The 14496-nt window shown below is 63.9% G+C and carries 13 protein-coding genes; 7 read left to right on the forward strand and 6 right to left on the reverse strand.

What is annotated here, in order from left to right; all coding sequences use genetic code 11:
* The first annotated feature begins 44 nt into the window (after positions 1 to 44).
* Both ACFO0G_RS11525 and ACFO0G_RS11530 read left to right on the forward strand, forming a co-directional pair.
* Entirely contained in the window at positions 45 to 1457 is a 1413-nt protein-coding gene (locus tag ACFO0G_RS11525; RefSeq protein WP_286399648.1) for an MFS transporter, read from the forward strand.
* 230 nt (positions 1458 to 1687) lie between these two features.
* Complete coding sequence (locus ACFO0G_RS11530) at positions 1688 to 4195, forward strand: GcvT family protein (protein WP_286399650.1); 2508 nt, start codon at positions 1688 to 1690, stop codon at positions 4193 to 4195.
* A gap of 163 nt (positions 4196 to 4358) precedes the next feature.
* Here ACFO0G_RS11530 and fdhA read toward each other — a convergent pair whose 3' ends face one another.
* The 3 genes from fdhA to ACFO0G_RS11545 all read right to left on the reverse strand — a co-directional run bounded on the left by fdhA (position 4359) and on the right by ACFO0G_RS11545 (position 8418).
* The gene (gene fdhA / locus ACFO0G_RS11535) at positions 4359 to 5573 is read right to left on the reverse strand and encodes a formaldehyde dehydrogenase, glutathione-independent (protein ID WP_286399653.1); all 1215 of its coding nucleotides are present in this window, start codon (positions 5571 to 5573) and stop codon (positions 4359 to 4361) included.
* A gap of 137 nt (positions 5574 to 5710) precedes the next feature.
* Positions 5711 to 7117 carry a ferredoxin reductase gene (locus tag ACFO0G_RS11540; RefSeq protein WP_376977724.1) on the reverse strand — a complete coding sequence of 469 codons (1407 nt, stop codon included), beginning with the start codon at positions 7115 to 7117 and terminating at the stop codon, positions 5711 to 5713.
* Positions 7114 to 8418 (reverse strand): aromatic ring-hydroxylating oxygenase subunit alpha, encoded by a 1305-nt coding sequence (locus ACFO0G_RS11545; RefSeq protein WP_376977726.1) that lies wholly within the window; start codon positions 8416 to 8418, stop codon positions 7114 to 7116. The genes ACFO0G_RS11540 and ACFO0G_RS11545 overlap by 4 nt, the downstream gene beginning before the upstream one ends.
* Before the next feature lie 380 nt (positions 8419 to 8798).
* Here ACFO0G_RS11545 and ACFO0G_RS11550 point away from each other — a divergent pair, with 380 nt between their 5' ends.
* The 3 genes from ACFO0G_RS11550 to ACFO0G_RS11560 all read left to right on the forward strand — a co-directional run bounded on the left by ACFO0G_RS11550 (position 8799) and on the right by ACFO0G_RS11560 (position 10944).
* The gene (locus ACFO0G_RS11550; RefSeq protein WP_286399661.1) at positions 8799 to 9017 is read left to right on the forward strand and encodes a hypothetical protein; all 219 of its coding nucleotides are present in this window, start codon (positions 8799 to 8801) and stop codon (positions 9015 to 9017) included.
* 267 nt (positions 9018 to 9284) lie between these two features.
* A complete protein-coding gene (locus tag ACFO0G_RS11555) occupies positions 9285 to 10532 on the forward strand; it encodes an IS110 family RNA-guided transposase (protein WP_286399664.1) in 1248 nt (415 codons plus the stop codon).
* A 214-nt stretch (positions 10533 to 10746) separates the two neighbouring features.
* Positions 10747 to 10944: a hypothetical protein gene (locus tag ACFO0G_RS11560; protein WP_376977729.1), complete on the forward strand. Its 198-nt coding sequence runs from the start codon at positions 10747 to 10749 to the stop codon at positions 10942 to 10944.
* A gap of 147 nt (positions 10945 to 11091) precedes the next feature.
* Here the strand turns inward: ACFO0G_RS11560 and ACFO0G_RS11565 are convergent, their stop codons facing one another.
* The gene (locus ACFO0G_RS11565; RefSeq protein WP_286399669.1) at positions 11092 to 11349 is read right to left on the reverse strand and encodes a hypothetical protein; all 258 of its coding nucleotides are present in this window, start codon (positions 11347 to 11349) and stop codon (positions 11092 to 11094) included.
* 324 nt (positions 11350 to 11673) lie between these two features.
* On the opposite strand from ACFO0G_RS11565, the gene ACFO0G_RS11570 reads away from it, so the two are divergent.
* Together ACFO0G_RS11570 and ACFO0G_RS11575 are read left to right on the forward strand one after the other, a co-directional pair.
* Positions 11674 to 11907 (forward strand): hypothetical protein, encoded by a 234-nt coding sequence (locus tag ACFO0G_RS11570; protein ID WP_188573464.1) that lies wholly within the window; start codon positions 11674 to 11676, stop codon positions 11905 to 11907.
* 282 nt (positions 11908 to 12189) lie between these two features.
* Entirely contained in the window at positions 12190 to 12357 is a 168-nt protein-coding gene (locus ACFO0G_RS11575) for a hypothetical protein (RefSeq protein ID WP_376977731.1), read from the forward strand.
* Positions 12358 to 12741: 384 nt separating this feature from the next.
* On the opposite strand, the gene ACFO0G_RS11580 is transcribed toward ACFO0G_RS11575, so the two are convergent.
* Positions 12742 to 13227: a hypothetical protein gene (locus ACFO0G_RS11580; protein ID WP_286399673.1), complete on the reverse strand. Its 486-nt coding sequence runs from the start codon at positions 13225 to 13227 to the stop codon at positions 12742 to 12744.
* A 148-nt stretch (positions 13228 to 13375) separates the two neighbouring features.
* Entirely contained in the window at positions 13376 to 14092 is a 717-nt protein-coding gene (locus ACFO0G_RS11585; protein ID WP_286399676.1) for a TetR/AcrR family transcriptional regulator C-terminal domain-containing protein, read from the reverse strand.
* Positions 14093 to 14496: the final 404 nt, after the last annotated feature.

Below are 14496 nucleotides of genomic sequence, written 5' to 3' on the forward strand. Positions count from 1 at the left end.
CACCTTCAGCGGTTTGCGCTGAAGCCGGAAGGGAACGAATCTCAATGATCAATCCGACCAAGACGACGGCAACCGTCGACACCTCCTCATCAAAAGAGACCAGCTCCAGGTTCAAACGCCGCTTCATGGTGCGGCTTGTTGCGGTCTTCATCGGCGGGATGTTCCTCGACGGTTACATCCTGGGAATCATCGGCCCCGTCACCGGACCCATGCGGTCAGATCTCCAGCTCGACGCACTGTCGCTGGGCATGATCGCCGCAGGCCCCCTCGCAGGTATCTTCATCGGCTCCCCGCTGGCCGGCTGGGCTACTGACAAGTTTGGACGCAAGCCCATGTTCCTCGTGGACATGGGCCTGTTCCTGGTCGCCTCAGCGGCCCAGTTCTTCGTAACCTCCGGAGACGGCGCCGTGATCCAGCTGGCGCTCATCCGGTTCCTGATGGGCGTCGCGATCGGCGGCGAGTACTCAATCGGCGGCCCACTGCTGTCAGAGTTCTCCCCTCCAAAGCTCCGCGGGCGGCTGCTCGGGCTGACCCTGATCGCCTGGTACGTCGGTTTCATGATGGCATTTATCATTGGCACGCTCCTGCACGACGCCGGCACCCCCTGGCGCCTTGTCATCGGCACGAGCACGATTCTCGCCTTCGTCCTGTTCCTCGCACGCATAGGCCTCCCCGAATCGCCGAGTTGGCTCATCACGAAGGGACGGCGTGAGGAAGCACTCGCAATCGCACACAAATACGTGGAATCGCCCCAGATGCACAACAGCATCACCGAAGAAATCGACCTGAGGATGATCCAGGAAGCCCAGGCCGCGCAGGGCAGGACCAAAATCAAGAGCGCCTCGGTTGGAATGCTGTTCTCGAAGCAGAACTGGCGCACCACCCTCTTCACCTCGGGTTTTTGGTTCTGCGCTGTCACGCCGTACTTCGCGATCGCGACCTTCGCCGATGACGTGCTCACCCAGTTTGGCTTCGGCGGCGGCTGGGCCGGTGGAGTCGGGCTCTCCGCACTTGCCACCGCGGGTGTTGTCACCACCGTGCTTCTGATTGACAAGCTGGGCCGCCGGATCCTCACCGTGCCCGGACAGTGGCTCTGCGCAGGCATCCTACTGGTCATCGGCGTCTGGGCGGACGCACCAGCCATCCTCGTGCTCGCCCTGTTTCTCGCCTTCTCCTTCTTCAACGCCGGCTACACCACGTTGACCCAGGTCTATCCGGCCGAGCTGTTCCCCGGCCACCTGCGGGGCATCGGCATGGGCTTCTCGGCGGCTTTCAGCCGCATCGGAGCCGCACTCGGGACGTTCGCCCTGCCGTGGGCGATCAGCAACATCGGCATGGGCCCGAGCATGGTTGTAGCCGCCGCCGTCGCCCTACTCGGCGCAATCCTCTCGCAATGGCTCGCGCCTGAGACAAAGGGACGTACCCTCGCCGAAATCTCAGCAGACGTCACCCACTGACACCGGGACTGCACAGTAACTACAAGAGGCCCCCGCCGCACCAGCGGCGGGGGCCTCTTCGTCACCTCCCGACACAGCGCCCCGGACCCCCGCAACAAAGCAGAAAACCCTTGACATCGCCTGTGAGCTAGGACACCCTGTTGCATATAGTGATGCGCGTTGCTCATAGCGAAGCACGAACCATCACCCGGTCAGGCGGATTCCAGCACCAACCAGGAGAATCAGGAACTATGAGCGCATCATCCCGCGTCGTCATCATCGGAGCCGGCATCGTCGGCACCAACCTCGCCGACGAGCTGGCAAGCCGCGGCTGGAACAACATCACCGTGGTCGAGCAGGGCCCGCTGGAGCTCGCCGGCGGCTCCACGTCCCACGCTCCGGGCCTGGTGTTCCAGAACAATCCGTCCAGGACCATGACGGAGTTCGCCACGTACACCGTCAACAAGCTCCTCGCCCTGGGCAAGGACGGCGAGTCCTGCTTCAACCAAGTGGGCGGCCTCGAGCTGGCCACCACGCCCGAGCGGCTGGCCGACCTCAAGCGCAAGATGGGCCTGATGACCTCCTGGGGTGTCGAAAGCCGGATCATCGACGCCGACGAATGCGAAAAGATCTACCCGCTGTTGAACTCCGGCAAGCTTTCCGGCGGCCGCGAGGTCCTGGGCGGCCTGCTCATCCCCACCGACGGGATCGCCCTGGCGGCCCGGGCCGTGCAGCTGCTGATCGAGCGCACGCGCGGACGAGGCGTCACCTACCGCGGCTCCACCACCGTCACCGGCATCGCCCAGGAGGGCGGCAAGGTCACCGGCGTCGAGACCTCCGCCGGTGTGATCCCTGCCGACATCGTGGTGTCCTGCGCAGGGTTCTGGGGCCGTGAGCTCGGCCGGATGGTGGGACTGGAGGTGCCGCTCCTGCCGCTGGCACACCAGTACGCCGTCAGCACGCCCCTGGCCGAACTTGAGGGCGTCAACGAGCTTCCAAAGGGCGCCAGCAAGCCCATCCTGCGCTACCAGGACAAGGACCTGTACTACCGCGAATGGGGCGACCGGATCGGCATCGGCAGCTACGCCCACCGCCCGATGCCCGTGGACATGTCCGCACTGCCGAAGGTCCCGGCCGGGGAGATGTCGGACCACCGCATGCCCTCCCGCCTGGACTTCACCCTCGAAGACTTCCTGCCGGCCTGGGAGGACAGCCAGGACCTGCTGCCGGCACTGCGCAGCACCGAAATCCAGGACGGCTTCAACGGCATCTTCTCCTTCACACCGGACGGCGGCCCGCTCATGGGTGAAGCGCCGGACCTTGAGGGCTTCTTCGTGGCCGAGGCCGTCTGGGTTACGCACTCGGCCGGAGTTGCCAAGGCCATGGCAGAACTGATCGTCGACGGCCGGCCGCAGACCGACCTGCACGGCTGCGAGCTGACCCGTTTCGAAAAGGTGCAGACCTCCGACGCGTACGTCAGCGAGACCTCGCAGCAGAACTTCGTGGAGATCTACGATGTCATGCACCCGCTGCAGCCCCGCGAATCACCGCGGGACCTGCGCGTCAGCCCCTTCAACGTCCGCCAGAAGGAGCTCGGCGCCTTCTTCCTGGAGTCCGCCGCCTGGGAACGCCCGCACTGGTTCGAAGCCAACCGCGGACTCCTGGCCGAACTGCCGGAAGAATGGCGCGCCCCGGAGCGCGAGGAGTGGGCAAACATGTTCCACTCCCCCATCTCCGCCGCCGAAGCCTGGAAGACGCGTACCGCCGTCGGACTTTATGACATGACGCCGCTCAAGCGGCTCTCCGTCACCGGACCCGGCGCCCAGGCACTGCTGCACCGGCTGAGCACGGGCAACATCGCCAAGAAGCCCGGCGCAGTGACGTATTGCCTCCTACTTGAGCACGACGGCGGCATCCGCAGCGACGTGACCGTGGCCAGGCTCGCGGAGGAAGAGTTCCAGCTGGGCGTGAACAGCAACGTGGACTTCGACTACCTCCGGGTGGAGGCCCGCCGGCAGTCGGCGGCGGATCCCGCCCAGTGGGCGCACGTCACGGACATCACCGGCAGCACCTGCTGCATCGGCCTGTGGGGCCCGCTGGCCCGCGAAGTCATCGGCAAGGTCAGCGAGGACGACCTGACCAACGACGGCCTCAAGTACTTCCGGACCAAGCAAATCTCCGTGGCCGGCATCCCCGTCACGGCGATGCGGCTCTCCTACGTGGGCGAACTCGGCTGGGAGCTCTACACCACCGCCGAGTACGGGCTGAAGCTGTGGGACGTGCTGTTCGAAGCCGGCCGGGAGCACGGCATCATCGCCGCCGGCCGCGGCGCCTTCAACAGCATGCGCCTGGAGAAGGGCTACCGGCTCTGGGGCACGGACATGAACTCCGAGCACCACCCGTACCAGGCTGGCCTGGGCTTCTCCGTGGCCAAGGACAAGACCGGGTTCGTCGGCGCCGAGGCACTCGCCGGACTCAAGGAACAGCCGGCCGCCAAGACGCTGCGCTGCCTGACGGTCGACGACGGCACGTCAGTGGTGCTGGGCAAGGAACCGGTGTACGTGGCCGGCGAAGCCGCCGGGTACGTCACCAGCGCGGCTTACGGCTACACGGTCCGCAAGCCCATCGCCTACGCCTGGCTGCCCTCCGCCGTCGAAATCGGCGACTCGGTGGAGATCGAGTACTTCGGGCGGCGCGTGGCGGCCACCGTTTCCGCCGAGCCGCTGGTGGATCCCGGCATGGAGCGCCTCCGCGGCTGACCTGCTCCCACCGCACCAGGTGGTTGGGCCTGCTTGAGACCGGCAGGCCCAACCACCTTTTTGTTGCCCGGGGAACGCGCACTGCGGCAACGAAAAAGGAGCCAGTCCCAAGGTTGGTCCTTGGGACTGGCTCCTTTGCCCTTCAGAAACCGGGCTCCGGGTATCAGTTGTTGAGGTAGCCGTTCGGGTCCAGGACATACTTGGTGGCAGCGCCGGCGTCGAACTCCGCGTACCCGCGCGGGGCGTCGTCGAGCGAAATGGCCTGTGCATTGACCGCCTTGGCGATCTGGATCCTGTCATGCAGGATCGCCATCATCAGCTGCCGGTTGTACTTCATCACCGGGCACTGGCCCGTGGTGAAGGACAGGGACTTGGCCCAGCCGGTACCCAGGGACAGGGACAGGCTTCCTTTCCTGGCTGCCTCGTCCGCGGCCCCCGGATCGCCCGTGACGTAGAGGCCGGGAATGCCGACGGAGCCGCCGGCGGTGGTGAGGTCCATCAGCGAGTTGAGCACCGTGGCCGGTGCTTCCTGGGCGCCGTGGCCGTGTCCGCGGGCCTCGAAACCGACCGCGTCGATGCCGGAGTCGACCTCCCGGACACCGAGGATCTGCTCGATCTGGTCTGCGGGGTCGCCGTTGGCCACATTGACGGTTTCGCAGCCGAAGGAGCGGGCCCGGGCCAGGCGGTCTTCGTTGAGGTCGCCCACGATGACCACCGCGGCTCCCAGCAGCTGCGCACTGGCCGCTGCGGCAAGGCCTACGGGACCGGCTCCGGCAACGTAAACGGTGGACCCGACGCCGACGCCCGCCGTCACGGCGCCATGGAAGCCGGTGGGCAGGATGTCCGAAAGCATGGTCAGGTCCATGATCTTCTCCAGCGCCTGGTCGCGGTCCGGGAACCGCAACAGGTTCCAGTCCGCGTACGGAACCAGGACGTACTCCGCCTGTCCACCGACCCAGCCGCCCATGTCCACATAGCCGTAGGCAGAGCCGGGACGGTCCGGGTTCACGTTCAGGCAGATTCCGGTCTTGCGCTCTTTGCAGTTCCGGCAGCGGCCGCAGGAGATGTTGAAGGGGACCGAGACGATGTCCCCGACCTTGATGAACTCGACGTCGGGCCCGGTTTCGATGACTTCGCCTGTGATCTCATGCCCCAGGACGAGGCCGGCGGGGGCGGTGGTGCGGCCGCGGACCATGTGCTGGTCGGACCCGCAGATGTTGGTGCTCACGGTGCGGAGGATGACACCGTGCGGGACGTTCCGGCCGACGTTGGCGGGATTGACGCCGGGGCCGGCTTTCAGTTCAAACGAGGGATACGGGGTGTCGATGACCTCGACGACTCCGGGCTCCTTGTACGCAACAGCTTTGTTACCTGACATGGGCATGGCTCCTATCGTTGATGTTCACTTGCCACGGAAGGCCTGACGCTGGTGCATCAGACCTTCCGTGTGGTTCTACTTTTCACTTGCGGTGAAACTTTGGGGCGGCGCCGGGCGCCGGCCACTCCGGGGAACGGCTAGGCGTCGATCACCATGTCGGTGCGCGCCGTGGAGCAGCAGGGAAGGAACTTGCCGGCATCGATTTCCCGTTTCCGGATTCCGCCCTGGTGGTTCATGTCGATCTCCCCGGACAGCTTGACCACCTTGCAGGAGCCACACATGCCTTCCTTGCAGTTGGCGCCGATCCGGACACCCGCACGCTGCGCCACCTCCAGGATGTGCTCCTCCGGGTCGATCCGCACATTGATCCCGGTGCGCATGAAGGACAGGGTGAGGCTGCCGGTTCCCACGGTGTCGAAGCCAGAGGCATCGGGGACCTGCGCCTCCGGGGCCGCAGCCGGGGTGCCGCCGGCGGGAGCTTCAGGGGTGGCGGCTTCCAGAGCCAGTCCCGTGGCCTGCAGGGTTCCTTCCTCGTCGTAGCCGGGCTCGTAGATCCCGAACGCTGCCGGCTGGCCTTCGAAGTAGTCCTCCGCGGACTCCGCGATTTCCTCAGCGATCTCCCCGGCGATGTCCGCCGCCAGCGCGAGCTCGGCCTGGTATTCAAGGAGGGTCTGCCGGTCGCCGGAGAAGAACTCCATGTAAATGGAGGTATCGTCGACGCCCACTCTCCTGAGCAGCTCGGTGGCAGTGTTCAGGTACCCCTCGGGTCCGCAGGCGTAGACCTGCCGGCCGTTGGCGTCGGGCGCCACCTCATCGATCATGGCTGAGGTCAGCCGTCCGCTGAAGCCTTCCCAGTCCTCGGGCCGGCCGCGGTCACCCAGGGCGTAGAAGACCTTGATGCGCGAGTCCACGGAAGCGATGTAGGCCAGCTCCCGGTGGAAGGCAAAGCCGCCGGCTTCCGCGCCGTGGTAAAGCACCACCACGTTGGCGGTTCCCGGCAGGGAGTGGATGGTCCGCAGCATTGACATGATGGGGGTGATCCCGGCGCCGGCGGCCAGGAAGAGGTACCGGGCGCGCCGGTCGGCATCAGGCAGGTGGAACGCCCCCACGGGTCCCAGCATGTCCAGGACGGTGCCGGGCCTGACATTCTGGTGCACCCAGGGTGAAACCAGTCCGCCGGCGTCCTTCTTGACGGTGACGCTGAAGGTCCACGGCTCCGTGGGCGAACTGGACAGCGAGTAGCTGCGGTCCACGGGCTCCTGGTCCTCGCCGTTCACGGGGAAGGCGATGTTGACGTACTGCCCGGCACGGAACGCGAGAGGCGCACCGTCGGTGCGGCGGAACACGAACGTCATCATGCCGCCTGCCTCGGGGATGGTCTCGACGCATTCGGCCATGAATTCCTGCGGATGCCACGGGCCCAGGGCCTTGGCTGCGCTGGCGGGTCCTTCGATGCTGCCCATGACCCGGTTCCACGGCATTTCAAGGCCGCGGATGCGCTGCGGTTCCTGGACGGGCGTCTCAGTCAGGGCAACGTCAATCATGCCAAGTGCTCCTGCACCCGCTGGACGTACCAGTTGATGAAGGCCTCCACCTGGTATTCGCTCTTCATGTAGGGGCCGGGCTCGTAGGCGGGGCTGGCGGCACCCTGCTGGCACAGCTCAACGAATGCCTTGTCCTGGATGTTGGTCTGCTTCCAGGTGTAGGTCAGCTTGTCGAGGTCGTAGTCGACGCCTTCCTCGGCGTCGTCGGCCACCAGCCAGGTGGTGCGGACCAAGGACTGGTGCTCGTTGATGGGGAAGACGCCGAAGGTGATGACGTGGTCGCCCAGGAAGTGGAACCAGCTGTTGGGCTGCAGGTGCATGGAGCAGCGGCCCAGCCGGAAGTCCGGCAGGTCGCCGAGCAGCTTCTTGGAGAGCCTGCGGCCGTCGGCCGAGAACGATTCGCCTTCGCCGTCCAGGGATTCCCGGGAAATCCGGATGCCGGCAATGCGGGTATCGAGTTCCTCGACCACCTCGTAGGGCAGGCCGTAGCGGCGGCACCGCTCCTCGAGGGAGGACTGGGCTTGCTTGTTGCGGTCCCAGACCTCTTCGAGGTGGGTCGGGATCAGGCCCTCGGTGAGGCCCCAGGTGGGGAACAGCGAGCAGGCGAGTTCCGGGTGCCCGTCACAGTGGTAGCACTCACGGTTGTTTTCCATGACGAGCTTCCAGTTGCCCTCTTCAATGATGTTCTGCTGGTAGGCAATCTTCGTCTTGGACAGGTCATGGGGTGCCAGGTAGGGCTCGAAGATCTTGGCGGTCTCGTCGAAGTCCGCGGGCGGAACGTCTGCGATGCAGACGAAGATGAGTCCGGCGACCTCGCGGCTGTGGGCGCGCTTGAGCGCGAAGCAGTTCTTGTCGAACTTTGCTTCGCCGGGGGCGGAGGCATGGATGAGGTTGCCCTCGGGAGAGTAGGTCCAGGAGTGGTAGCCGCAGACCAGGTTTCCGGTGGAACCGGCAGCTTCGGTCAGGACACGTGCACCGCGGTGGCGGCAGACGTTGTGCAGGACGTTGACCTCGCCCTCATCGGTGCGGAGCACGATCAGGGAGTAGGGGCCGTAGTCCACCGTGATGTAGTCGCCCGGCTCCGGAAGCTCGGCAACGCTGCCGGCAAAGATCCAGTGCTGGCCGAAGATGGCCTCCATGTCGAGCTTGAAGATCGTCGGGTCGGTGTAGAAGGGGGCATCGAGGGAGTAGCCGGTGCGCCGCAGGGCGAACAACTCCGTAATCTCAGCCAGTTGTTCGGCAGGCAATGTCGACGGGAGCTTTCCGCGTGCGCTGAGGGGCGCGTTCACTGAGGTGGTCATGTGTTTCCTCCCGATCGGGCTGGATATTGAGCGTATTGAAGTGATTACGGAGCAGATGGGCCACCGCGAAGTGCCCGGGACGTTCTGTTCGTGAATGTGGGGAGGTCCATCAGCAACAGAAGCGATGACTCCAGGGGAAGCCTGGAAGCATCCAACGCAACAGCGATCACCATATGCAACAGTGTGACTCCTGCCACGCGCACTGTCAATGAATTTCAGATATGACGAACAAGTACGGAATGTGGCGTCCGAAGCGTGGTGCCCGCAGGCCCTTCCAAGTCAGCTGCAGCCCTGAAACTTGGGGATTGGCGAAGGTCCATGGTGTCTGTCCCGGGCCTACCTCTTGCAGCTGCTGCCTACCAAAATGTTTGGCTGTTGGAATGGCTGATGACGAGGTGTCCAAGAACGTTCCGGAAGACGAGCACCTGCGGCAGGACGTCGCACCTGAACCTGAGAGAGCAGCCCCGGACCCGCAGAAGGACCAGTTCGCGCCGGGCCAGACCAATGCCGGGCAGCAGGTGTCCGGGTTGGCCTCCGCCAGCGGCTACGGCAAAGACCTGGATCCGGAGGCCGGGCCTGACGGCAACAACCCTGCGTAGGCCCCGGGCCCCTGCCCACCCAACCAAAAACGGTAATACTGGAACAGTCCTTGAGCCGGCGTGACCCAGCCAAAAACTGACGTACCAGGCGGAACTGTCTTCCCGACGATCTGTCCGCCGGCTCAAGGTCCGTTAAAAGGGGTGTCGAGCCAGGCGGACATGACCTCATAGGAGCCTGATACGACCAGTCCCGTTACCGTTTTGTCTGCCCACCTGGCCCGCGCCCGATCGATCAGCATTCGACGCGACTGAGGGGCAATTTCCATCTTGGCAAGCGAACCAACAAAAGTCATCGCAGGTATCGACACCCACGCCGACACACACCACGTGGCCGTGATCAATGAGCACGGCAAATCTCTTGCGGACAAGGAATTCCTGGCCGTGGGGTCCGGATACCGGAAAATCATCGACTTCATCACCAGCTACGGGACAGTCACCGCCGTCGGTGTCGAAGGAACAGGCTCCTACGGCGCCGAACTCGGCCGAACCCTCCGGGGTGAAGGGCTTGCCGTGCTGGAGGTCAACCGCCCGAACCGGGCCGCCCGTCGACTCAACGGGAAGTCTGACCCGCTCGATGCCTACCAAGCCGCCAAATCCGTACTCGAGGGACGAACGAAGGCGATCCCGAAGGCCAAGGACGGCCCGGTGGAATGCCTCCGGATTGTACGTTCCGGACGCGCCTCAGCAATTAAGGCCCGGACCGCGGCCATCAACCAGATCAAGGCACTCCTCGTATCGGCCCCGGACAAAATCCGGGCGAGATACCGGGCAATGGCCAACTCCGCGCTGATTACTGCCCTGCAGCGAACAAGACCTTCAGGACATCTGGGTGACCCCGAGTACGTGACCCTGCTCAGCCTTAAAGCATTGGCAGCCCGCTGCCAAGTACTGACAACAGAAATCGAAGCTGCTGATGCGGCACTCAAGGAAATCCTCGCCAGCTATGCTCCGATGCTTTGTGATCTTCCGGGTGTCGGGACGGAAGTGGCCAGTCAGCTGTTGATCACCTTCGGGGATAACCCGGACCGTCTGGGGAACGAAGCCCAGTTCGCATCACTCGTCGGAGTCGCACCCGTACCGGCGTCATCCGGCAAGACAACCCGCCACCGGCTCAGCAGAGGCGGCGACCGTAGCGCCAACAACGCCCTGCATCAGGTAGTCCTGGTCCGCATGGGCTCGTGTCAACGAACCAAGGAGTACGTGGCCAAACGTACCTCCGAGGGCAAGGGTAAAAGGGAAATCATGCGCTGCCTCAAACGCTACGCAGCCCGGGAAATTTACCGCCAAATCACCAACCCACGGCCGGCACCCGACAACTCCGACCTCCGCCGCATCCGGACCGAACTCGGCCTCACCATCACGAACGTCGCCGGCGAACTCGGCCAATGGGTTTCCCTCATTTCGCGTCTGGAGCGTGGACATATCCGCAATGACAAGCTCGCGGCGACCTACCGCCAATGGCTCACCGAGCAATCGGACAAGAGAGCGGAGGTAGCCCAATGCCGGCGCGGTTGAGGCCGAGGCGCTGGAAACGAAGCTACGACGGAACAGGCGGCTGCCGTCGGGCTACTATTTTTTTAGGTGGGAGACTTACTGTGGGCGGATCCTCTCAACCAGGCTTGGGCTGGGCAGGAAAGGTGTGGATGGGCGGTACGGGATGAGGCTCAGTGAGCTGTGGGACCGGCTTGACTTAGGGACAGGTCAGTGGCTCTTCGATAATCCTGCGTGCGTGCTTGTTCCGAACACGGTCACGGCGCGGGTTCAGGAAGCTTCTGACCGGCAGCTCGACGTCGATGAGCACGGACAGATGATTCTTTGCCGCCAAGATCTTGATTTTATCCGCGAAAAAGGAGCCGGGGTGGGCGCCGCTCACATCAGCGTCGACCTGCGTTTCTTCGACGCGAACCAACCCAAGCAGAGCAACTAAGCCTTCAATCTCTCAGGGGCATTTCCCCGTATTTCCCTCATTTGGACCTAGAGCGCGTTGTCTTAGGCGGCCACTGAGGTTGTCGGCCGGTCAACAGATTGACCGAAACCGGCCGTGAAGGGAGCGCACTTACCGCGTGGGGCGGGGTCAGACCAGGTTCGGTGCGCTGGAAATGATGTAGTCGGCGGCGGCGGGTCCCTTCATCCCAACGTGATTGTTCCCGGGCGTAATGTTATGGGCCTTGAGCGCTTCCCACAGCATTGCGGGAGGCTGAGGTTCTTCGTTGTTCAGCAGACACCAGCTCGTGTACAGGCCGTACAGCTGATCCGTGCCAAGTCCGGTGTCTTTGTCCTTCTCTTCATCGATTGCCTGGGAGACGAAAGCCTCAAAATGCTGCCGGCTCATCACAACTGCCTTTCATCAACCCAACCCGGGCAGTAGCCGCGTTGTCCTACGCTGTGTTGATGAATCTACACCGCGGTTCGCCGACCGTCATGTCCCGTCTGGTGGGCCCATCCCGCCGCCAGGTGCCGGAACGGGACGCGTCTCAGGCAAGACTTAGCCGTGGCAGAGCACACGACGCTTGCCCGCGGACTCAGCACTCCCAATCGCGGTCGCTGTCCTACCTAGCTTGAGGTATTTCCCTTGCCGGAACCCGTTGTGGGCTGGGTCAACAGATCAGGTCTTAGGGCATTAGCTGCGGACTATTGGTCGCTGCATGATGTCGCTATGGCCTTCTTCCTGCAATACGCGACCAGCGTGACTGTCGGCCACATTACGGTCGAGGGGCCGGACTTCAGCACTATCCTGTCAAGCGCGCAAGCAGCCGTGCAGGGTTTGGGCTGCCGTTGCGCGGCGTTGTTATATTCCCCGGACCCCGTTCCGGCCTTCGGCAAAGGCAGGCTCCTCGCGGCCTATACCAGCACCGCCGGGTGGATCACGGCGGAGGAGTGGCCAGAGTAATCCGTTCCCCGCCATGGGCCCGGCAGTTCAGCGGGGTCGGTCCCGGCCCCTGGGATGGGGGAACAAAACTGCAGGCCAGCGGGGGTAACCATGCCTCATACATCTTCGGCCGCGCCAATAACGCCTTACACTAGTGGCCAAGCGCACGTCCGAGGGCAAGAGTAAACGCGAATCATGCGCTGCCTCAAACGCTACGCAGCGCGGGAACTCCACCGGCAAGCCACCAATCCCCGGCCGGCACCAGATAACTCCGACCTCCGACAGACGCGGACCGCCATCGGAATGACCATCACGACCGTTGGGGGCGGACTTGGCCAATGGGTTTCCATCATTTCGCGGCTGGAACGCGGACATATCCGCAATGACGACCTCGCGGCGACCTACCGGCAATGGCTAACTGATCAGCTCAAAGGAGAGGCACCCACCGCACCGGGATCCTGGGTCCCGTAAAAGCGTAGCCTTGAAGGACGGTAGATGATGGCCGTTCAAATACCTCACATAGCTGAACCCTGCAGAGGTCAAAATTGAAAAAATACGATCCTCGCCCAGCAGCCCTTCATCTCCTGGAAAAGGGTGAGTTCTCCCTTGACGACCTATGGCTTCAGTACATATCGCGGGGAGGAAGTGCTGACGTCTTGGAGTTGGATGGCTTCATCCATGGCATCCCCCTCCTCCAAGGGCTCGAGGTTGAAGTTCTGAGGGTGACACTGGAAGAACTCGTTCGCTCTGCCCGATGAGCGGGCGGGATTCGCCGTCCGGTAGTCCGGTCAGGCGGAGGCGTGTCCGTTGGGTATGCCTTCCTCTCGGTTGTTCGGTGCGCGGCCCCTGGTCTGGCTAGATGAATTGCGGCGGTGCTCCGTCTCTGATAGAGGGTCGTTGCCCGGAGCGGTAGGCCGAGGCAATGACGGGTTCGAGTTCGTCGATGACGGTGTGGTTTCCCGGAAGTACTACGTTGGCGAGAAATTCCGACTCCAGGGTAGCGACGCCGGCAGCGGCCGCTGCGAGTTTGGCGTCTGTTGAGAGGGCGAAGGCGTACCAGAATCTACGGATCTTCAGGTCCAGTGTCTTCGCTGCGGATTCCCCGGATGGTAAGGGGTCCCCGTGGACAGCTGGATGCTCGTCGGATTGCGGCACGGAAAGGACGATGCGGAATTGCCGCCCGCAGGCCTTGAAGGCGATGGCGTGCAGGTGTCCGCGTTGGCTGAAAAGAACATCGGTGGCGCCAAAGTTCAGGAGCGCGTGTTCGATGTGTTCCCGTGAAGCGACCACGGTGAAGGAATCACCTCGGGTGTAGTAACTTCGGGAATCATTCGAGGCCATAGTCCAACTATGCTCCTTCCCGGGCTGCCCGGCCCTTTAACACGAGCGGAAATGGACGATTGCCGAAAGGGCCGGCAAAACGGCTGGATACTGGGAAGTCGCACCGGCCGCGGATCGAGGGCGCGCCGCGACGGGTGGCAGGCAATATTCACTTCCCTGACAGAGGGTGCGGAGCGAGTTGCGTTTCCAGGCCGGTGAGTAATAAGTCGAGACCCTGATCGAGTTCGCCCGCGCCGTCGTACCCGGCCATCGCGGGCGCCAGGGCCCTAAGCCGAGGAAACGCCCGGGCAGGCAGCCTTTGCAGTCCCAGCCGCAGTAGCGGTTCGTCTTCGTCCGGATCCACGATATATTTCTGCAGTTCGATGAGGATGTGCCCGTAAAGGAATGCTTGAAAGGCCCGGTAGCCGCGGGCGGTATCTGCGGGTCTAAAGCCCGCGGCGGTCAGCAGCGAGAGGATGTTCTCGAGAGGACGCAGAGTGCCCGGCGGACGGAGCCCGAGTGGTGTAGACAGCGGCCGGGTGAGCAGAAGGGGCGCCACGTTGGGATGCCGGAGCGCCACCAGGCGCAGTTCCTGGGCCAGGAGGCGGAGTTGGCCCTTCCAATCCCCGTACCCGGACAAGACGGGGAGATCGTCCATGACGTGCCCGGCCACGGCATCCAGCAGCGCGCAACGGTTCCCGGTGTAACGGTAAAGGCTCATCGGGTCCCTGCCCAGTTCCCGGCCAAGCCGCCGCATCGTCAGGGCAGCCACACCTTGGGCATCAATCACCTCCAGTGCCGCTGATAGGACCCTCTCCCTGTTCAGCGGCAGCCCCTGGCCCTTCAGGCCGGGCCTGGGTGATCTGGGTTCTCGAGGTGATGCCATCAGTCCGTCCCGGTTTGTCCTGTGCCGCGCAGCTGGTGCGGGCTGTCGGCCCCGGCAGGCAGAAGGTGCCTACGAATGAAGTCGACGCTGAAGGTGTGTCGAGTCGGAGGCCAGTGGCTGAGGGCAGACCATGGGCCGGCCCCCCAACCGGGCACCGGCCCATGGCGGTGACCCCTCCAGGCCACCAGCACCTGCCGCCGCGCCTTCGGGGCAGCAGGTGGTCTCTCATCTCCTGCGGTGCGGGTGCCGCGCCGGTGCAGTGTTGCCAATGCCGAACGCGGCAGACCTGTCACGGCTACGCAGGCGGAATGCCAGGAGGGAAATGAGCTGGGTTAGGCCCTGTGTTGGTGCAGGAAGTCATGGGAGCTCTTATCGCAAGCGCGGTACGGCCGGATGCTCAACCA

Source organism: Arthrobacter sedimenti, from assembly GCF_042652025.1.
GTDB lineage: Bacteria > Actinomycetota > Actinomycetes > Actinomycetales > Micrococcaceae > Arthrobacter > Arthrobacter sedimenti.